The following is a 19769-nucleotide window of genomic DNA, read 5'->3' as shown; positions in this document are numbered from 1 at the left end:
TTAACAATTATATCTAATTTAAGAATCCGTATTGATTAATTTTTCAAGACGGATTCTTTTTATTTGTAGGATTAAAATAAAAAATCCCCCCGTAACTTTTTATGATAGAAAATCGTTTAACAAAAGAAAGGATTTTTAATGATGAATGGGGGAGAACCATGAAAATTCTAATACTAGGTGGTACACGATTTTTAGGCAGAGCATTTGTAGAAGAGGCTTTGAACAGGGGTCATGAAGTTACATTATTTAACCGCGGAACAAACAAAGAACTCTTTCCTGAAGTGGAGCAGTTAATCGGTGACAGAAATGGTGGTGTATCAAGCTTAGAAAATCGAAAATGGGATGTTGTCGTGGATACGTGTGGGTTTTCTCCACATCACATTCGGAATATTGGAGATGTCTTAAAAGATAATATAAAACATTATATATTCATCTCTAGCCTTTCCGTATATAAAGATTGGATTCCGCATGACATAAAAGAAGACTATATATTACAACCTGAACCAACGAAAGAGCAAATAAAGGCTGTAGAGAATAGTGAAATATCTCCTTATGAGCATTATGGTGCACTGAAAGTATTATGTGAAAAAGAAGCAGAGGAGTATTGGCCTCGGCGTGTTTTACACGTAAGAGCAGGACTTCTATCAGGAATGTTTGATTATACAGATCGACTTCCATACTGGATTCAGCGTGTAGCAAAAGGAGGTAAAGTGTTAGTTCCAGGAAGAAAAGACCGTCCAGTGCAGATAGTTGATATAAAAGACGTCGCAAACTGGGGACTCAACATGGCAGAAAACAATAAAGCAGGTATATTCAATGTAACAGCACCGAATGATGAATTGACGATGGAAGAGCTATTAAATACGTGTAAAAAGGTTACGAATAGTGATGCTGAATTTGTTTGGGTAGACGAATCGTTTATGAGTGAACATAATGTGCAGCCGTGGACAGAAATGCCTTTATGGATTCCGGAAACTTTTCCATTAGATGGTGAGACGAAGCCGTGGAAAGGCGGGTTTTCTATTAGTGTCGAGAATGCTGTGAAAGAAGGGCTTACTTTTAGAAGAATAGAAGAGACAGTTACAGACGTGTATGAGTGGATGAAGAGCACAGACGAATGGGAATTAAAAGCAGGTATTTCAGGCGAAAGGGAGAAGGAATTGTTAGAAAGATGGTATTAATAAATTTAGCGGAAAAATAACAATTTAAACCTAGTATTAAGAAAAAACGCCTTGTTACTAAAGAAACAAGGTGTTTTTCGTATGTGAATTTATAATTCAATTGGTTCTTCCTCGTACATTTCCCGCAGCTTAGAAAACATATTTTTCAGTCCTTCTTCGTCATCCTCATCCTAGTCTAACTTGATATCAACTTCCTCAAATTTTTCTTCTATTTCAAACTCTTTCTTTTTCACACTATCAGTTGTGCCAATTTTTCTGTAAAACACAACGAAGTCTTTATCGTGTATTAGCTAGTAGCAAGACCGCCGCCTCAAAATCCGGCTAATACAAGGAAGGCCTGTATAAATAAGTTGTATTAATTACATTATTAGATTGTGTTTGTAACTATATTTTGGAAAATTTCTGTTGATTTGAAATGTACGATAGTATATATTGTATATAAAGTATATATACAATATTTTTAAAAAGAGGTATTTGCATGCAAATCACTATTACGAACACTTCAAAGGAACCTATTTATGAACAAATTAGTGCCCAAATAAAAAAGCTTATTTTACTAGGTGATTTAAAACAAGGAGATGCTCTTCCTTCAATGCGTCAGTTAGCAAAAGATTTACGAGTAAGTATTATTACAACGAAAAGAGCATATGAAGAACTGGAAAAAGACGGTTTTATTAATTCAATTGTCGGAAGAGGGTCCTTTGTAGCAGAACAAAACATTGAAACTATGAAAGAAGAAAAATTAAAAACAGTTGAAGAAAAGTTATGTGAAGCGATTCAAAATGCTAAGCAAATGGATGTTTCTTTAAATGAGCTAAAAGAAATGCTTACAATTTTATACGAGGAGGAAAACTTTTGGAAAACGTAATAGAACTTCAAAATGTCAGTAAATCTTTTAAAGGGTTTCAAATAAACAATTTTTCGATGGAAGTAAAAAAAGGATTTGTTACGGGTTTTATTGGAGGAAATGGATCAGGTAAATCTACAACAATTAAAATGATTATGAATCTAATAAACCCGGATAGTGGAAACGTCTCCTTATTTGGCATGAACTATTCGACTGATGCGAAACGAATTAAAGAAAGAATTGGCTTCGTTTATGACGATAATGTGTTTTATGATGAACTCACATTAAAGGAAATTACTAAAATTATTGCACCTGCTTATAAAAAATGGGATTTTAACCAATTTACATATTATAAAGAGCTGTTCGAATTACCATTAAACAAAAAAATGAAAACATTCTCCAAAGGAATGAAAATGAAAGCCTCTCTCGCAATTGCCCTTTCACATCATGCTGAACTAATTATTATGGATGAACCTACATCTGGACTTGATCCTGTATTCAGAAGAGAATTATTGGATGTTCTACAAAATATTATGCAGGATGGAGAGAAAACTATCTTTTTCTCATCACATATTACAACGGATTTAGACCGCATTGCCGATTATATTACATTTATTCAAAATGGGAAGCATATTTTCACAAAAGATATTTATGCCATTGCAGAGGATTATGTTTTAGTCAAAGGACCACTAGATTTGTTAAAGTTTGATACTGAGCGTGAATTTATTTCTGTACGTAAGGCAAATACAGGTTTCGAGGGATTGATTGAAAATGCACATTCTATCGAAAATTTATTTGATAAGGATGTGGTGATTGAAAAACCGAGTTTAGAGGATATTATGTATTTCATGAAAAAGGGGGATTCAAGATGCTTAATTTAATTAAAAAGGATTTGATTTTACAAAAAACTTTCTTGCCTGCTTATCTCTTATTTCTAGTTACCTATTTGTGGGCCGGCATGGATGTAGCATATGTCATAATCATTTGTAGTGCCGTTTTTGTAATTAACACATATCAATCTGATGATAAAGATAATGCTAATATTTTAGTAAACTCATTACCGTATACTAGGAAGGAAATTATAAGTTCAAAATACGTTGGAACTTTACTTTTTACAATAGTAATCATCCCATTTTGTTTAGTTGGAAAATATTTCATTTTAGACAGCATGGAATTTCAACTTTCCATAGAAAGTTACATACTAGGCTTCTTGGCAGTCATGCTGATAACAGCATTTTACATCCCATTTTTTGTTGCATTTAAAGTGAAAACACTTGTACCAGTTTTTATATTTTTATCTATTGGAGTTATATATTTAATGAAAAATACTCCATATTTATTAAATAAATATGCTAATGGTGTACTGACCTTTTTAAAAGAGATTTCAGATTTGAAAATATTTCTTTTATTTGCTGTCATAGCAGTGGGGTGCTATGGGGTTTCATGGATATTATCTATTCGTATCTATCAGAACAAGGCTCTTTAATAGCAAGTTCTAAAAGGAGGATGGTTTAAATGAAATTAAAAAAAGAGCGTCCTAGTCGAATACGAAATTGGCTGAAAACTATTGGAGCATTTTTCGTTATGCAACTAATTTTTATCATCCTTGACATGAATTCGTGGATACCGAACTTCAAGGAAGGAGGAGTTGGGGATCGTCTCGTTAATTCAGAGTTCTTTACGGAATGGTTCGCTCCTTATAAAACAAAGCAATTTAATGTACTAACGGCAGTTATGGCTATTTTATTATTCCTAAATGTAGTAACAAGTGCAATAAAAGACGCTTTTTCTAGAAAAAGAATTAATTAGCACATAAGTTGACCTTGCGTCTTTTTAATAATGTCTTAACTATATTTAAAAACAACAGGAAAAAGATAAAAACTCCACTTATTGATGTTTCACTTTATCTTTTACAATGATTTCTTGAAAATTATTTGATTCTTCAATTTTGTATATTGATAGAGATAGATGCATTCGTCCCCCATACTGCTTCCAAAGTGTGCGCAGTAATTGTGACATATGTATTTATACTTGTGATGACAAATGATGTGTATAATTTTTGGAAAGTTCGAAAATTATTGAACGAACTAGAAAAATTTAGTAATCTTATTTGTACGATACATACATAATAGTTTTATAGCGATTTTTAAATGAAGTATAGGGGACAATCGTTGTGGATCTTACGTTCAAAGTTGAGAAAACATGTTTTAACTACCGAGTCGGAGCAATTTGTAAACATAATAATAAAATACTTATTCTTCAAAACAAAGGGGAAGATTATTGGTACGTACCCGGCGGTAGAGTGAAAATGCTAGAGAATAGTGAAGATGCGTTAAAACGAGAGCTTGCTGAAGAGTTAGCGGTTTCTATTGAGATAAAGAGATTATTATGGTCAGTAGAAAATTTCTTTACGCTTTCTGAGCGAAAGTTTCATGAAATTAGTTTTTATTATGAAGTAGAGCTACATGAGTTACCTGCGAATGGAGCGGATCAATATATTTTGGAAGAAGAGGGTAGAACGTATTTGTTTAGATGGGTGTCAGTAGAAGAACTGCATACATATAACTTACAGCCTGCATTTATAAAAGAGAAAGTAAAGGATATAGCAGTACATACAGAACATATCGTTTTACAAAAATAAACGTATTCGGAGGGAAAAAGGGTGAAGGGGACTAAAAAAGAGGTACATATAAATGACAAAGTAATTCGTTACACACATATCGAAAAAGGTTCTAGTACGGTTTGCTTTATGTTCTCAGGTTCAGGATATAATTACGATAAGCCGTTATTTTATTACGCGACGATGCTTATGCTTGAACATAAAATTGATGTTGTACATATTCATTACTCTTACGATGAACAGGTAATGAATAAACCAATAGAAGAACTAACGAAAGTAATGATGGATGATATTAATCCCGTAATAAATGAAGTGTTGAAAAATGAACAATACAGCAAATCGATGTTTTTAGGGAAGTCACTCGGAACAATTCCGATTGCAAATGATTTAATGAAGAGAGAAGAATTCACGCAGTCAAAAATGATAGTGCTTACACCTTTACTAACTTTTGAATCTATTTTTGATTCTATTTTACATAGTAGTCACGAAGGGCTTTTAGTTATTGGGGATAAAGATCATCAATATAATGCAGATCAAGTTAAGCAGTTATATAAAACGAATTTAACGATTGATGTTATCAAAAATGCAAATCATTCTGTAAATGTTGGGGAATTTGAAACAGAGAATTCAATTGAAGCGATAGCGAAAATAATAGAAAAGCTTAAAGAAATTGTTAGGGAAAACTAACTTATCAATACATGCAAAAAGAGGTGCGAATTGCACCTCTTTTATTTTAATAAGCCTTCAACACATGAAGCAAATAATCTTTCCGGTTCAGCGGATTATAATCAACACGTTTTCGAGTAGGGAAGGGAGCCGAAATTTTTGTGAAACCAGCTGGCTTCGTTGTAAATATTCCTTCTCCTTCAGTGAATGAATGAAGCATTCGCTTAAAATTCTCTGTTTTCGTAACAGGTAATGAGCCTGTTAATTGATAAGAATCATTATTGAATATAGGCTCTGCAAAAGTTGCTGGAATGGCAGCGAGCTTATACATTGTGGTACTAATTGCCTGCTCCGGTACAGTTAATTCAAACGCATTTACTGGTTCATATACATATGTTTCAGCTTTCTTTAAAGCATCCATTAAAACGAGTGGCGTTACGTTTCTAAAGTCACTCGCTGTTGTAACAGGACTAGCATAACCTGTATGCGTTAACGTGACAGAAATATCCGTAACTTCCCAACCGTATAAACCTTGTTTTAACGTTTGGAATACAGTATCTTCAATCGCTTTATGAAATGCTAAAGGTAGTGAGCCAAGTTCAACGCCTAATGTATATGTTATGCCAGAATTAAGTTCACCACGTTCGACTTTGAATCCAACTGTTGCGTAAAATGGATTCGCTTTTTCACCCATTACTTCAACGGAATTCCCAATGCCAATTGGTTTTTCAATACATACAACTCGCGTGCTTGAAAAAGTAACCTGCAAATTATATTTCTCAAAAAGAGTCGTTTCAATTACTTCTTTTTGTACTTCACCGAACAGGCGAATATATAGTTCATTATGAACATCATCTTTCCACACTTTAATGAGTGGATCTTCTTCACATAGTTCCATAAGTGCAGCGTATAAATCATGAATTCGTTCTTTAGGTACTGCATCGATGGCAGCTTCCATTTGTGGTTCGGCAAAGTGAATATCTTTTATATAATCAGTCCGTGCACCGATAATATCACCAATTTTAATATCACTTAGTCCCCACACTTTGCAAAATTCTCCGCTAGGAACGGTAGAAGTTTGAACAGCATCTCCATTATGAAACATGCACATTTTTTTAATCTTTTCCTTATGTGGTAGAGACTGATCACGCTGTATATCAACATGTTTTCTAACGTGTAAGCTACCAGAAAAAACTCTTACGTAAGCAATTTTTTCTCCAGAAGATTCACGTTCAATTTTAAAAACAACACCGGACAATTCTTCGTCTTGAGACAGATTATTAGCTGGAAGTAAGGTTGAAATATTTTCAAGTAGTTCAGATACTCCTATACCCGTCATTGCGGAACCGAAGAAAATCGGATACACATTTGCTTGCGCTATTTGTTTAATGAGTTCTTCTCTTAACATTGTGTCCGTTACGATTTCGTTATTTACATATGACTCAAGTAACGATTCATTATATGGTGCTAATCGTTCTATACAATCGTCATATGATTTATATTCAATAATACGAGCTTCCTTTGTTCCTTCGTTTTGGACAGAATAGAAGGGGAATGCTTCATTTGAAAGAATCGTTTTTATATGCTTTACAACTTTTTCAGTATTTGCACCACTACGATCAATTTTATTAACAAATAAAATAGTCGGTATGTTGAGTTTCTGTAATGTCCGCATTAAAATCTTCGTTTGTGCTTGCACACCTTCAACGGCAGAAATAACTAAAATCGCACCGTCTAAAACGCGAAATGATCGCTCCACTTCAGCGATAAAATCAGCGTGTCCAGGTGTATCAATGACATTTACTTTTATATCATCAATAAAGAAAGACACGACAGATGCTTTAATCGTAATTCCACGCTGTCTTTCTAATTCCATTGAGTCAGTTTGCGTGCTTCCACTATCAACTCGGCCAACTTCTTTAATCACATTCGTTTCATAAAGAATACGCTCAGTCAAACTCGTCTTGCCAGCGTCTACGTGCGCGACAATCCCTATATTTAATGTTGTCATATATCAATATCCTCATTTCATTTTCCATTTTCATTTCCTCATTTCTATTTGTGTATTGCCGCATTACAATCACTCTCCAGTCATTTAAATTATTACTATTATAATGTAATTTACATTTTTTGTAACGCGACAAAGCGCCTTAATTTGGAAAAATAAAAATGAAAACAAAAAGCTTGCAATCTAAATCGATATAGATTATATTAATTGACATATCAACTATTGATGCATCAAACATTTTCGTTTTGTATGTAAAGGAGGGATAGTTTGACAAGTTCATGCTCAAAAGAAGCGATTATTTTATATAAATTACACTTTCTAAATAAAGAAGTAAGTTCGAAATTTGAAGGGTGTACGGGTATGAGCCAGTCTCGATTAGAGCTTATACTTCAGTTATATGAAGTAGGTGAAATTAGTCAAAAAGCACTTCAACAAGAAGTGAATATTGATAATGCGGCGATTACGAGGCATTTAAAGCAGCTTGAGGCTAATGAAATGATTGTAAGACGTAAAAATCCAGAGGATAACAGAATTACGTTAGTTTCTCTAACTGAAGAGGGACGAAATAAAATTCAAGCGTTTCAAGAGGAAAAAGAACGTTTTGCAGCATCGGCATTTAAAGGATTAAGTGAAGAAGAACGCGATAATCTTTTAAATATGTTAATTCACATTCAAGAAAACATAAAAGAACTTTAAAAAAGGGAGAATACAACTATGACTAACTCAGTAAAAACAAATAATTTTAACGAAATTTTAACAGGACGCCGTTCAATCCGTAAATACGATACATCGGTGAAAATTAGCAAAGAAGAAATGACAGAAATTCTTACAGAAGCAACACTTGCACCATCATCAGTAAACATGCAACCATGGAGATTCCTTGTGATTGAAAGTGACGAAGCGAAAGCAACACTTGCACCACTTGCGAAATTCAATCAATCTCAAGTAGAAACATCTTCAGCAATGATCGCTTTATTTGGTGATTTAAACAACTTTGATAACGCAGAAGAAATTTACGGTACAGCAGTAGAGCGCGGTTTCATGCCAGCAGAAGTAAAAGAAGATCAAATGAAAAAACTTTCAGCTTACTTCTCAATGGTTACACCAGAAGTAATGAAAGATACTGTACTTATTGACGGCGGTCTTGTAGCAATGCAATTTATGCTAGCAGCTCGTGCTCACGGCTATGATACTTGTCCAATTGGTGGTTTTGAAAAAGACCAAATTGCTGAAGCGTTCGGATTAGATAAAGAACGTTACGTACCAGTTATGTTAATTTCAATCGGAAAAGCAGCTGACAGTGGTTACCAATCAGTACGTCTTCCAATTGAAAAAGTTGCAGAGTGGAAATAATTTTATAAAAGAACTTCAATAAGTGAAAGATGAGAGGGGAAACACCATGATTATTATTCACGCAATATTTCAAGTAGATCCAGCGAAACAACAATCATTTTTAGAAGAGATTCGTCCGCTGATTCATAGTTCAAGAGAAGAAAGTGGAAATATTTCTTATGACTTGTATAAGGACATAGAAAAAGAAAATGTGTATACAATGGTTGAAGTGTGGAAAGATGAAGCAGCAGTTGCGAGTCATAATACGAGTGAACACTTCACATCTTTCGTTAGCAAAGTAAAACAGTTTTTAACTGCTCCTCTTGATATAACAGCTTATAATGGAGAGTTAGTAAAATAATGAGAAAGATGACTTTAGCTTATAGTGCTAAGGTCATCTTTTTTATTTTGACAGGAATATATTTACTTTTACCGTAATGTGTTATAATTTGGAAAATAATAATTCTTAATTTTCGGAATAAAAGAAAATGGGGGGGTAAATAGATGAACACATTAAAGAAAATCACTAATAATATTTCGAAAGTTATTATAGGAAAAGATGAATCCATAGAACTTGCAGCCATTGCTCTAATAGCAAAAGGACATATTTTATTAGAAGATGTACCGGGGACAGGAAAAACAACACTAGCGAAAAGTTTGGCTAAAAGCGTGGACGCAAAATTTCAAAGAATACAATTTACAGCGGATACTTTGCCCGGAGATGTTATTGGTCTCGAATATTTTAATGTGAAGGAATCGGAATTTAAAACGAGGTTAGGTCCTATTTTTGCAAATATAGTAGTAGTGGATGAAATTAATCGTGCTGTACCGAGAACACAATCTTCGTTATTAGAAGTGATGGAAGAACGTACTGTTACAATTGCGAAACAGACACATTTATTACCAGAACCTTTTTTAGTAATTGCAACGCAAAATCCTCTTGAATCGGCCGGTACATTTCCTTTACCTGATGCTCAGTTAGACCGGTTTTTACTCACAATACGCCAAGGTTATCCTACGAGAGAAGCTGAAAAGGAAATGATGAATCGGTTTCAAACGAATGATCCGTTAGAAACATTACACTCTATTATTTCAAGTGAAGAAATTATTACGATGCAAAAACGTGCAAGAGAAGTGCTAGTAGGGAATGATGTGCAAGATTATCTTCTTGAAATTATTGAAGCAACTCGTAAGCATGAGCTAATTGAAATTGGTGTAAGCCCGCGGGGAACGTTGGCATTTATGAGAGCGATTCAAGCACGGGCAATATTAAATGAAAGAGATTACTGTACGCCAGATGATATAAAACAACTTGCTGCTTCCATATGTGCTCATCGTTTAACGTTAACGATTGAGGGAGAGATGAAAACGACGAAAGAACAAATTATGAAAGAAATTCTTCATACGATTAATGTGCCAGTGGAGAATGTACGATGAATCAACAACTTGTGTATACACCTTTAGCGGAGCCTTTCGTAATAGGAGTTATGTCAGTTGTAGCCGTTATTTTAAGTGTATTTTCAAGTAATTTACTCATATTATCTCTCGTATTTTTATATGTAATTTTAATAGGTGCTATGCATGTTTATATACGTAAAGTATCTCGTGTTGAATGGGAATACAGTCAAGGAAATTCGAATGTTTTTATAGGTGAAACGAACAGATGCAAAATAAAAATTTCAAACAAATCAATTTTTCCTATTTTTAATGTTGTATTTCGATTTAAATGTGAAAATAAGCTAACTTGGAATCATGATGAAATAAACAAAAATCATAGTACAGGTTCAAATTATTATATGAATTTTAATTTAAAAGGAAGAGAGTCAGTTTTATTTGATTTACAAGCTGTAGCTGTAAAAAGGGGAATTGCGAGATGGGAAGAAGTTGAAATTGTCATTACAGATCCCTTTGGATTTATGACGAACCATATCACATATAAACAAGTTGATGCGCCCTCTTATTTAGTCTTACCAGCTGTTCCGAAAATGCAAGTTCCTGAATTACAAGAATGGTCACGAGGATTTCGAAAAGCGATGTCATCACCCTTATATGATGAAACGAAAGTAATGGGAGTGAAGTCGTATGAAAATGAAGATTTTCGTTCTATCCACTGGAGTGCGACAGCGAAAACAGGGGCGATAACTGCGAAAAAGTATGAGCGAACGCAATCAGATAAATATGCGATTTATCTCAACTTGCAAAATAAAAGTGGTGTTTCTTTGCGAAATGATACAGAGGAACTAATCGAATTAACGGCGGGTATATGTAAACAATTGCTCATGCAAAACTGTTCATTTGAAGTATGGATCAATAGTATAAAAGATAACGGTTTGCTACATATAAAAAATGGGGATAATCGGAAACACTTGCAAAATGTATTAAGGGTACTTGCCTCGATATCAGACCAAGATACGCCTGTATCTTCTTCTTATTTTTACACAGCAGGCTTTCGTCGAAAGGAACTGGATGCGGTTCCTTTAATTATTGGTACTTCACCAAAGAAATACAGTAGAACGAATAAATGGATTGTAATGAAAGAATAAGAAGGGGCTTATGTCATGGCGAATAAAAAGCGACATATGAAAGTGAAGTTATGGGGTGTAAGAACTTTAATCATACTTTTCTTTGCGATTAGTGCGATAACGTTTTCACAAGGTGTTTTGTATGTGCAAGACATAGTAAAAGAACGTTTTTTTAGTGAAAAGAAATCTGAAAAAAATTATAAGGAAACTATAAACTACGGTGATACTGAAGAGTATGGAACACCTATAGAAGAGAAAAAAGTAGGAGATAATGGGGAGAGAACGACAACGGGTAAAAAATTTAAAGGTTTTAAAAAGGAAAGTTCATGGGGACACATATTTTCTGTTCTTTCAAATTCATGGATTAGTATAGCTTTTTATGTAATGATTGCAGGGATAATTATATATTTTCTTTATAAATCCGTTAGGAAAAAGGTAACGAAATCCGAAATAGAACAGGATAAACAATCGATAACAAATGAAAATACGGACAGAATCGAAAAGAACAAGAAAATGAAGCATCAGTTAGAACAGCCGTTACCACCAGATACGATAAGAAAAACGTTAGTTGAATGGGAAAGAACTTTACCATTTCATGAACAGAGAAGGTCTTATGAAACGATGCAACAGTGGTTAAAAAGAATTTGTAGAACAAGGGATATTATCCCGTTATATGAGTCTGTTCGTTATGGGGAAAAGACGTATACGGATTTAGAGGTGGAAGAAATAATGAAGTGGGTAGAGGGAGATGGGAAGGTGGATATGTAAATATCCACCTTTTCTTTTTTTATACGGAAATTTGATTAAAATGAAATTAACTATAAATTAACTTTATTTACTTATACTTCATTACATGTTAACCTATACTTAATTTTTATAAATTATAATTAATTTTTAAGTTTTTTAAGGGTGTGAAAATGTAATGAAATCAGTATTAAAAAGCATACTTATTTCTTTTGTTTTTTCTGCAGTAGGTATGTGTTGGTTGCTGTTCTTATTATTCAAAGGGGACGGAGACTGGTTATTGTCTTGGATAGGCGTATTAATGGCATATTTATCTTTATTCACTTTAATAGATTTATATTGTAAAACTACATACGACAAAAAAATAAATAAATGGCTTATAAAAACATCGGTGACTAGCTTTAGTTTTGCTGTGTTAGGAATTTCATTTTGTATCATACACGAGCTATTAACACCATGGAGTCTCAGTTTAATGGTGTGGTATTGGTTGGTAATGTTAGTGTTATTTTTAACGACTATACTATCATTAGTCAGTCTCGTATTTGTTAATCGTAAAAATCATAATTTCACCGGTGGATATAGAATACTTATACTTCTTAATCTACTTCTTACGTTAGGACCGGTATTATGGCCACTATTACTTTCTATTATCGGAAATGGTATGAACGCTAGTGCAGGATGGTAAAGGTGAATATAGATTAGTTGCTTAAATAAAAAAAGAACGTGTTTACATAAAAAATGAAAACACGTTCTTTTTTATTCATTTTAATACGAACACAATGAAACATCTTAAAATAATTAAGATAAGGTGAAATAAAAACGGGGGAAGTTAAGGGACTTTCCTTATTTTTTATGTCCTTTTTATTTTCATACATAATTCTTTCTTAGCAGATCGTATCAAACTTTAAACGTAAGTATTTTGTAAGGAATGGATAAGAAAAAAGAGAGTTTTATCATATAGGATAAAAGTATATTTCGAATCAAAATGATATGAATAGGGGAGAGAGAATCTTATGAAAAAACGTAATCCAATGAAGTTAGCAAGTTTGGCAGTTTTATTAGCGGGTACCACTGTATTCACACCAGGTTTTACTGTAAAAGCAGAGTCTACTCAAAATATTTCTAATTCGTCAGAAGCACATGATCAAAAGAATCGGAATGGTTGGAAAAGGGTCATGCAGGAAACAATTCAAATTGGAGCGCCAGGGGTATTAGCTAAGACGTCTAATAAAGGGAAAATTAGTAGTTATACTGCTGGCGTAGCAGATTTAAGCACAAAGAAACCGGTGAAATCAGATTATCGCTTTCGAATTGGTAGTGTGACGAAAACTTTTACCGCCACGACGGTTCTTCAATTAGTTGGAGAAAATCGCGTACAACTTGACGATTCAATTGAGAAGTGGTTACCGGGTCTCGTTCAAGGAAATGGGTATGATGGCAATCAAATTACGATACGCCAACTTTTGAATCATACAAGTGGTATCGCTGAATACTTAAAGTCAAAAGATGCTGACATAATGAATTCGAAAAAAACGTATACAGCTGAAGAAATAGTGAAAATAGGTCTTTCTCTACCTCCAGATTTCTCGCCGGGTAAAGACTGGTTGTATTCAAACACAGGATACGTAATACTAGGAATGCTTATTGAAAAAATAACTGGTAATAGTTATTCGGAAGAAATTGAAAAGCGAATTATTGAACCTCTGGACTTGCCAAATACGTTTTTACCAGGAAATTCACCCGTCATCCCAGGAAAGAATCATGCTCGTGGATATGTGAAAATGGACGAAACAGGCGAGTTGAAAGACATTACGTATTATAATCCGAGTTTAGCTAATGCAGCTGGAGATATGATTTCTAATGCGGATGATTTAAACAAGTTCTTTTCATCTTTACTCGGTGGTAAGTTACTGAAGGAACGCGAGTTAAAAGAAATGCTTACTACAGTTCCTATAGAAGGAAAAGGGGTTGGTGATGGATATGGCCTTGGAATCTATGAGACGAAACTTCCAAATGGTGTCTCAGTTTGGGGACACGGAGGATCAATTCCTGGGTTTATGACTTTTGCTGGTGGAGTAATTGGAGGCAAGCATACATTTGCTGTCAATGCTAATTCTTTAGGTCCGGTTGAAATCCTTACACAGTTTAATAAAATGATGCAAGTTGAATTTAATAAATAGATGAAGAAAAAGCGAATAGGTTTCTGCGATAGTTTTAAATAAAAGAGATGCTTTTTAAATTTCACAAATAAGGACAGTATTAACATTCATGATATGGTATTAAGTATATGTAGAACATAAATATGATACAAGTGTATTTCAAATTGCAATTCAATCTTATAGTTTAGTATAAAAAGGATGTCAGTTGCATGACATCCTTTTTGTTGTGGGACAAAGAGTTGTTGTTTGTTTTGAAAATTGTTATTTTTGAGATTATTCCATATAATGAGAGGTATAGGGGCTATACAGGGGAGTTATGAATGAATAATACTTTAGTTTATTAATTATTTTGTTTTAATAAAAAAAGTAAATTGATTTGGAGTGAACTACATTGGGACAAAATCAGTTCAGATGGAGTAACGAGCAATTACGAGAACATGTTGAAATAATAGACGGTACAAGAAATCCTCATAAATTATTAAAGAACGCAACATACTTAAATTCCTATATACGTGAATGGATGGAAGCAAATATTTGGATCTATGATGACAGAATTATATATGTAGGAGAAAAACTACCAGAGCAACTACATGAATGTGAAGTTATTGATTGTGATGGAAAGTATGTCGTTCCTAGTTACATGGAACCGCATGCACATCCATATCAATTATATAATCCAGAGACGTTAGCGAATCATGCGATGCAATTTGGGACAACAACTTTTATTAATGATAATTTAACTCTATTTTTCACATTAAAGCGTGAGGAATCATTTCATTTATTAGATAAATTTAAAAAGCTTCCAGCTAGTATGTATTGGTGGTGCCGTTTTGATGGACAAACTGAATTGCAAAATGGGCAATCTTTATTTAATAGTGAAGAAATAATAGAGTGGCTACAGCATGAAGCAGTTCTTCAAGGAGGAGAGCTAACAGCATGGCCAAAATTATTACATGGCGATGATGAAATGTTAAATTGGGTGCAGGAAACAAAGCGATTACAGAAAAAAGTAGAAGGACATTTCCCAGGAGCATCTGAAGCAACATTAGTAAAATTAAAACTGTTAGGTACAGACTGTGATCATGAAGCAATGACGGGTCAAGAATCGTTAACTCGTCTTATGCAAGGTTACACTGTTTCTCTTAGAAACTCTTCCATCCGACCAGATTTAGAAGTTTTATTAAAAGAACTATTGGAATTAGGTGTGAAGCAATTTGATAGATTCTTTTTCACAACAGATGGTTCTCATCCGTCCTTTTATGAAAACGGAATGACGAATGTAATGATTACTACTGCTATAAAGCAAGGTGTTCCAGTAATAGATGCATATCATATGGCAAGTTATAATATTGCTCGTTATTATAATATGGAGCATATACATGGTTCGATTGCGACAGGGAGAATTGCTAATATCAATATTTTAGAAAGTAAAGAAAACCCAGTGCCAGCGAGCGTTATTGCAAAGGGGAAATGGGTGAAGCGTGACGGTGTAAATACGCATGAAGCATTACATATAGACTGGGGTAAATGTAAAGTAACTCCATTATCATTAGATTGGTCCATAGAAAAAGAGGATATGATTTTCTCTAATAAAACGGGTATACACTTATTAAATAACGTTATTACAAAACCATATACTAGTAAAATCAACATAGAATGTAATGAATTGTCCACAGATCATGATGAATGTTTCCTTATGATGATTGCTCGTGATGGAAGTTGGCGAGTGAATACAGTTGTGAAAGGTTTTGCGAAAGAACTAGGTGGGCTTGCTAGCTCTTATTCTGGTACAGGTGACATCATTCTTATCGGAAAAAGAAAAGAAGATATGCTTATAGCTTTTCATAGAGTAAAAGAGCTTGGCGGGGGAATGGTAATAGCTGAGAAGAATGAAGTATTACATGAAATCGCATTACCATTGCTCGGAATTATGTCTAATTTAAAAATGAGTGAATTAATACAGGAAGAGAAACAGATGGTGAAATTACTACAAGAGCGTGGCTACGCGTATGATGATCCATCATTTACAATTTTATTCTTTTCTGCGACGCACTTGCCTTTTATACGGGTAACGCCTATAGGGCTATATGATGTGAAAAGTGGAAAGGTAGTTGCTTCGCCGGTGAATTTGATAAAGTAATATTAGAAAGAACTCCTCCGCTACAGTAGTTATGTAAAGTGGGGGAGTTTTATATTTTAGATGTATTGTTATAAATAGGGTTACATATAAATAATCTCAAAAATAACCTTAAACGAGAACAAATAGATAAATTAGGAAAATATATTCTTAAAACATACTTGACTCATAGGAATTAATGGATTAATATGTGGATATTACTTATTTTACCACTCATTATTTTAATGCTAAAACAAATTGAATAGCTGATTGGATAACCAAAGGCACGTATACATTTCATAATTTTGAAATGTGTTCGTGCCTTTTTGTATTATTCATAGAGCAAGGAGCGGAGGAGATATGAATAAAACGATGCCAACATTAATCGAAGAAACAGATTGGTTGTTTCGTAAAATGGTCCGTAAGTTTGTAAAGGAACGTGACAAAATTAAGATTGAAGGTATTATGTTGCCGGGCATCTTAATATTAAACAAAATTATTCGAGATGGTGAGCAGCGTCTAACTGACTTAGCAGAAGAACTGGATTTTACATCAGGAGCGATTACGGCATTATGCGATAAGTTAGAAGAAAGAGGCTTGGCTATTCGGAAACGTCATCAGGAAGATAGACGAATCACTTTACTTGATATTACTGAAGATGGCCTGAAATTTATAAAGCGAAATAATAAAATAAGAACAAGTTTTATGTCTGTTTTATTCGATGGATTTTCAATAGAAGAATTACACGTGCAGGCCGAAATTTTTAAACGCTTAGCCTATAATTTAGAACACCTTTCGGATAGGATTATGAAACTAAGTAATGAGAATACAGAGGAATAACAAAGAATACTATTACTCTAGTTATTTGGGTCTGAAAATTCAAACTATTAAAAGGTGACTTATTAATAATATGAATAGGAGTGGAAAGAATGGGACATCCAACAATTTATCCAACAGGGGCAACAGTATATAATCCCGGGAAAGCTTGGAGTGGTTATACAATTTATCAAGCTGCAGATCATGGTGCGTTATTAATTGATATGAATGGAAAGGAAGTACACTTATGGAAAGGACTGCGTGGATTTCCAAATAAGTTATTACCAGGCGGATATGTTTTTGGTCATACAGCACAAAGAGATCCTGAGTACGGTTTTCAAGATGAAGTAGATTTAGTTCAAGTAGATTGGGAAGGAAACATAGTCTGGAGATTTAACCGTCTGGAACACATTGAAGACCCAGGCCATGATCCGCAGTGGATGGCTAGAGCTCATCATGATTATCAGCGTGAGGGAAATCCCGTGGGTTACTATGCACCAGAATTAGAACCGAAAACAGATGGTGGAAATACGTTAATTTTAGCACACAAAAATGTACATAATCCGAATATATCCGATAAGCCGTTATTAGATGATGTCATTATTGAGGTAGATTGGGAAGGGAATATTATATGGGAGTGGGCTGTCAGTGATCATTTTGAAGAACTTGGATTTGATGAAAGTGCTAAAAATGTACTATTCCGTAATCCTAATATTAGATCCTTTGGTGGTAATTCGGATGGAGATTGGATGCATATAAATTCTATGTCTACAATTGGTCCGAATAAGTTTTATGACCAAGGAGATGAACGTTTTCATCCTGAAAATATTATTTGGGATGCTAGGGAGTCAAATATAATTGCCATTATTGACAAGAAGACAGGAAATATAGTTTGGAAACTCGGTCCTGATTATTCTAGCCCAGATGTTAAGCATTTAGGATGGATCATTGGACAACATCATGCACATATCATTCCGAAAGGATTGCCTGGAGAAGGGAATTTACTTGTATTTGATAATGGTGGTTGGGCAGGATACGGTCTTCCAAACCCTGCATCTCCATACGGTTCCAAAAATGCTGTTCGTGATCACTCGAGGATTCTAGAAATTAATCCAGTAACTTTAGAAATTGAGTGGCAATATACGTCAACTGAAGCTGGATATCAAGCTCCTTTAGATTCGTATCGATTTTACAGTCCATATATTAGTTCTGCCCAAAGGCTACCAAACGGAAATACATTGATTACAGAAGGAGCAGATGGTCGGATTTTTGAAGTTACTCGTGAGCATGAGCTTGTATGGGAATATATTTCACCTTATAAAAATAACAGAAACTCCAATATGGTTTACCGTGCGTATCGTGTACCGTATGAGTGGGTACCTCAACTAGAAAAACCAGAGGAGAAAGAAATTACTCCTCTTGATATAGCAGCATTTAGAGTCCCGAATGCTGCAGAAGCTGGTACGGAATCTGTTGTGACAGTCGAAGGAACAATATCTTACGGCACCGGAGATTTCTGTGTAGCGACATTGGAAGAAATAAATAAAATACGAGATTAACGCTAGTAATTTAAAGTGTGGGGAGAGTCATTTCCCCCACTTATTAAAATGAACTTGATAGGTTTGTTATATGACAAAACGTTTCCATTTCTTTATTTGTAATAATTTAACGTAATATTTAGGTTAAACAAATCTTACTTCAAGCTTGAACAAATTGTTATGGAGGAATGATAAATGGTGAAATTAAAGCCTTTATTTTTAAGTTTATCAATGATTACTAGTTTAGCTGTAGCAGGGTGCTCAAACTTTTCAAAAGAAAGTGTGGGAACGACAAAAAGTAATGGGAAAGAAACGGCCACGGTGAAAATGGCTATAGATACAGCTGCGGGCGGATCTTTTCAGTTTAGAGCTGCCGAGAAACAAGGCTATTTTGAGAAAAATAGTATTAAAGCTCAACTATCGAATTTTGCTTATGGAATTGATACAGTTAATGCGGTATTAACCGAACAAGCTGATACAGGTCTTGCTGCTGATTATGCGCTTTTAAATTCGTTAGGAAAAGGGGATATGGTCGTAATTTCAACACTTACGCGAGGAAATGAAAAATCATCAAAAGACAATGAGCTTCTAGTTAGAGAGGGTATTAAAACAGAAAATGATTTAAAAGGTAAAAAGTTAGGCGTACCTAAAGGGACTGTAACGGAGTATGTTTGGGCGAAATATTTGGCAGCGAAACATATTAATGAAAAGGATATTACCTTCGTTCCATATAGTACACCAGACGAAGCTATTGTAGGAATGAAAAATGGTGATATAGATGCTGTTTGGAGTTCTGGTGCATTAAAGGATAAATTTAAAAATATAAAAGGTGTAACAAAATTAGGTGATTTAGAAAGTGCTGGTGTCACAATTGACAGCTATTTACTAGCAAAAAGATCATTCGTCGAGAAGAATCCAAAAGCCGTTGAAAATACAATTAAGGCTCTTTCTGAAGGTATAAAGTACGTAGAAAACAATAAAAAAGAAACAGCAAAACTTGCTTTTGAACAATTGAAACTACCCGAGAAAGATGCATTAAAAGATATTGAAAGACAGAACTATGTTCTTGGATTTACAAAAGAAGATGCTAAGCATCTAGAAGATATGAAAAAATGGTTAGAAGAAAAAGGGAAGCTGAAAGATAAATATGAATTGAAAGATAAGATTGATCTTGAATCACTAAAGAAAGCTTTCCCTGAATCTGTTACTTATAAATAGAA

The 19769-nt window shown here is 34.1% G+C and carries 20 protein-coding genes; 19 read left to right on the top strand and 1 reads right to left on the bottom strand.

Translation table 11 applies throughout. From position 1 onward, the window contains the following. Window positions 1-158 precede the first annotated feature (158 nt). The 7 genes from EGX95_RS13640 to EGX95_RS13610 all read left to right on the top strand — a co-directional run bounded on the left by EGX95_RS13640 (window position 159) and on the right by EGX95_RS13610 (window position 5335). Window positions 159-1181: an SDR family oxidoreductase gene (locus EGX95_RS13640; protein WP_000697720.1), complete on the top strand. Its 1023-nt coding sequence runs from the start codon at window positions 159-161 to the stop codon at window positions 1179-1181. A 478-nt stretch (window positions 1182-1659) separates the two neighbouring features. Beyond that, complete coding sequence (locus EGX95_RS13635) at window positions 1660-2049, top strand: GntR family transcriptional regulator (RefSeq protein ID WP_001167462.1); 390 nt, start codon at window positions 1660-1662, stop codon at window positions 2047-2049. After that, the gene (locus EGX95_RS13630; RefSeq protein ID WP_000432461.1) at window positions 2037-2909 is read left to right on the top strand and encodes an ABC transporter ATP-binding protein; all 873 of its coding nucleotides are present in this window, start codon (window positions 2037-2039) and stop codon (window positions 2907-2909) included. Before EGX95_RS13635 ends, EGX95_RS13630 begins: the two co-directional genes overlap by 13 nt. Continuing rightward, the gene (locus tag EGX95_RS13625; protein WP_000933346.1) at window positions 2897-3514 is read left to right on the top strand and encodes an ABC-2 transporter permease; all 618 of its coding nucleotides are present in this window, start codon (window positions 2897-2899) and stop codon (window positions 3512-3514) included. Before EGX95_RS13630 ends, EGX95_RS13625 begins: the two co-directional genes overlap by 13 nt. A gap of 29 nt (window positions 3515-3543) precedes the next feature. Beyond that, on the top strand, window positions 3544-3837 hold the full coding sequence (locus EGX95_RS13620) for a YfzA family protein (RefSeq protein WP_000768433.1): 294 nt from the start codon (window positions 3544-3546) through the stop codon (window positions 3835-3837). A gap of 364 nt (window positions 3838-4201) precedes the next feature. Beyond that, window positions 4202-4669 (top strand): NUDIX hydrolase, encoded by a 468-nt coding sequence (locus tag EGX95_RS13615; protein ID WP_000366268.1) that lies wholly within the window; start codon window positions 4202-4204, stop codon window positions 4667-4669. Between the two features lie 21 nt (window positions 4670-4690). Further along, entirely contained in the window at window positions 4691-5335 is a 645-nt protein-coding gene (locus EGX95_RS13610; protein ID WP_000679149.1) for an alpha/beta family hydrolase, read from the top strand. Between the two features lie 46 nt (window positions 5336-5381). On the opposite strand, the gene EGX95_RS13605 is transcribed toward EGX95_RS13610, so the two are convergent. Beyond that, window positions 5382-7325, bottom strand: coding sequence for a GTP-binding protein (locus EGX95_RS13605; protein WP_000209604.1), 1944 nt, complete (start codon window positions 7323-7325; stop codon window positions 5382-5384). Between the two features lie 264 nt (window positions 7326-7589). Here EGX95_RS13605 and EGX95_RS13595 point away from each other — a divergent pair, with 264 nt between their 5' ends. The 12 genes from EGX95_RS13595 to EGX95_RS13540 all read left to right on the top strand — a co-directional run bounded on the left by EGX95_RS13595 (window position 7590) and on the right by EGX95_RS13540 (window position 19767). After that, window positions 7590-8018: a MarR family winged helix-turn-helix transcriptional regulator gene (locus EGX95_RS13595; protein ID WP_000204176.1), complete on the top strand. Its 429-nt coding sequence runs from the start codon at window positions 7590-7592 to the stop codon at window positions 8016-8018. A gap of 18 nt (window positions 8019-8036) precedes the next feature. Next, complete coding sequence (locus tag EGX95_RS13590) at window positions 8037-8675, top strand: nitroreductase family protein (RefSeq protein WP_000185412.1); 639 nt, start codon at window positions 8037-8039, stop codon at window positions 8673-8675. Window positions 8676-8721: 46 nt separating this feature from the next. Next, window positions 8722-9015, top strand: a complete 294-nt coding sequence (locus EGX95_RS13585; RefSeq protein ID WP_000583825.1) for a putative quinol monooxygenase — start codon at window positions 8722-8724, stop codon at window positions 9013-9015. A 143-nt stretch (window positions 9016-9158) separates the two neighbouring features. Beyond that, complete coding sequence (locus EGX95_RS13580; protein ID WP_001094248.1) at window positions 9159-10091, top strand: AAA family ATPase; 933 nt, start codon at window positions 9159-9161, stop codon at window positions 10089-10091. Beyond that, a complete protein-coding gene (locus EGX95_RS13575; protein WP_001075918.1) occupies window positions 10088-11197 on the top strand; it encodes a DUF58 domain-containing protein in 1110 nt (369 codons plus the stop codon). The genes EGX95_RS13580 and EGX95_RS13575 overlap by 4 nt, the downstream gene beginning before the upstream one ends. A gap of 15 nt (window positions 11198-11212) precedes the next feature. Continuing rightward, on the top strand, window positions 11213-11944 hold the full coding sequence (locus EGX95_RS13570; protein WP_123805631.1) for a signal peptidase II: 732 nt from the start codon (window positions 11213-11215) through the stop codon (window positions 11942-11944). A gap of 154 nt (window positions 11945-12098) precedes the next feature. Continuing rightward, complete coding sequence (locus tag EGX95_RS13565) at window positions 12099-12605, top strand: DUF3902 family protein (RefSeq protein ID WP_000843827.1); 507 nt, start codon at window positions 12099-12101, stop codon at window positions 12603-12605. Window positions 12606-12933: 328 nt separating this feature from the next. Next, window positions 12934-14100: a serine hydrolase domain-containing protein gene (locus tag EGX95_RS13560; protein ID WP_000747141.1), complete on the top strand. Its 1167-nt coding sequence runs from the start codon at window positions 12934-12936 to the stop codon at window positions 14098-14100. A 370-nt stretch (window positions 14101-14470) separates the two neighbouring features. Beyond that, window positions 14471-16219, top strand: a complete 1749-nt coding sequence (locus EGX95_RS13555; RefSeq protein ID WP_000531393.1) for an adenine deaminase C-terminal domain-containing protein — start codon at window positions 14471-14473, stop codon at window positions 16217-16219. A 336-nt stretch (window positions 16220-16555) separates the two neighbouring features. Next, window positions 16556-17035, top strand: a complete 480-nt coding sequence (locus tag EGX95_RS13550; RefSeq protein ID WP_001044427.1) for a MarR family winged helix-turn-helix transcriptional regulator — start codon at window positions 16556-16558, stop codon at window positions 17033-17035. Window positions 17036-17124: 89 nt separating this feature from the next. Then, the gene (locus EGX95_RS13545) at window positions 17125-18570 is read left to right on the top strand and encodes an aryl-sulfate sulfotransferase (RefSeq protein WP_000509955.1); all 1446 of its coding nucleotides are present in this window, start codon (window positions 17125-17127) and stop codon (window positions 18568-18570) included. 174 nt (window positions 18571-18744) lie between these two features. Next, window positions 18745-19767, top strand: coding sequence for an ABC transporter substrate-binding protein (locus tag EGX95_RS13540; protein WP_000239835.1), 1023 nt, complete (start codon window positions 18745-18747; stop codon window positions 19765-19767). Window positions 19768-19769 lie beyond the last annotated feature (2 nt).

Source organism: Bacillus sp. FDAARGOS_527 (genome assembly GCF_003812125.1).
GTDB lineage: Bacteria > Bacillota > Bacilli > Bacillales > Bacillaceae_G > Bacillus_A > Bacillus_A paranthracis.
The sequence above is the reverse complement of the archived record's forward strand: the minus strand, read 5'-3'. Positions and strand labels throughout refer to the sequence as shown.

Coding starts and splice junctions, on each gene's coding strand:
- EGX95_RS13540 (WP_000239835.1), top strand. CDS start 18,745: ATGGTGAAATTAAAGCCTTTATTTTTAAGTTTATCAATGATTACTAGT.
- EGX95_RS13640 (WP_000697720.1), top strand. CDS start 159: ATGAAAATTCTAATACTAGGTGGTACACGATTTTTAGGCAGAGCATTT.
- EGX95_RS13570 (WP_123805631.1), top strand. CDS start 11,213: ATGGCGAATAAAAAGCGACATATGAAAGTGAAGTTATGGGGTGTAAGA.
- EGX95_RS13545 (WP_000509955.1), top strand. CDS start 17,125: ATGGGACATCCAACAATTTATCCAACAGGGGCAACAGTATATAATCCC.
- EGX95_RS13575 (WP_001075918.1), top strand. CDS start 10,088: ATGAATCAACAACTTGTGTATACACCTTTAGCGGAGCCTTTCGTAATA.
- EGX95_RS13620 (WP_000768433.1), top strand. CDS start 3,544: ATGAAATTAAAAAAAGAGCGTCCTAGTCGAATACGAAATTGGCTGAAA.
- EGX95_RS13590 (WP_000185412.1), top strand. CDS start 8,037: ATGACTAACTCAGTAAAAACAAATAATTTTAACGAAATTTTAACAGGA.
- EGX95_RS13580 (WP_001094248.1), top strand. CDS start 9,159: ATGAACACATTAAAGAAAATCACTAATAATATTTCGAAAGTTATTATA.
- EGX95_RS13625 (WP_000933346.1), top strand. CDS start 2,897: ATGCTTAATTTAATTAAAAAGGATTTGATTTTACAAAAAACTTTCTTG.
- EGX95_RS13605 (WP_000209604.1), bottom strand. CDS start 7,325: ATGACAACATTAAATATAGGGATTGTCGCGCACGTAGACGCTGGCAAG.
- EGX95_RS13565 (WP_000843827.1), top strand. CDS start 12,099: ATGAAATCAGTATTAAAAAGCATACTTATTTCTTTTGTTTTTTCTGCA.
- EGX95_RS13550 (WP_001044427.1), top strand. CDS start 16,556: ATGAATAAAACGATGCCAACATTAATCGAAGAAACAGATTGGTTGTTT.
- EGX95_RS13560 (WP_000747141.1), top strand. CDS start 12,934: ATGAAAAAACGTAATCCAATGAAGTTAGCAAGTTTGGCAGTTTTATTA.
- EGX95_RS13635 (WP_001167462.1), top strand. CDS start 1,660: ATGCAAATCACTATTACGAACACTTCAAAGGAACCTATTTATGAACAA.
- EGX95_RS13585 (WP_000583825.1), top strand. CDS start 8,722: ATGATTATTATTCACGCAATATTTCAAGTAGATCCAGCGAAACAACAA.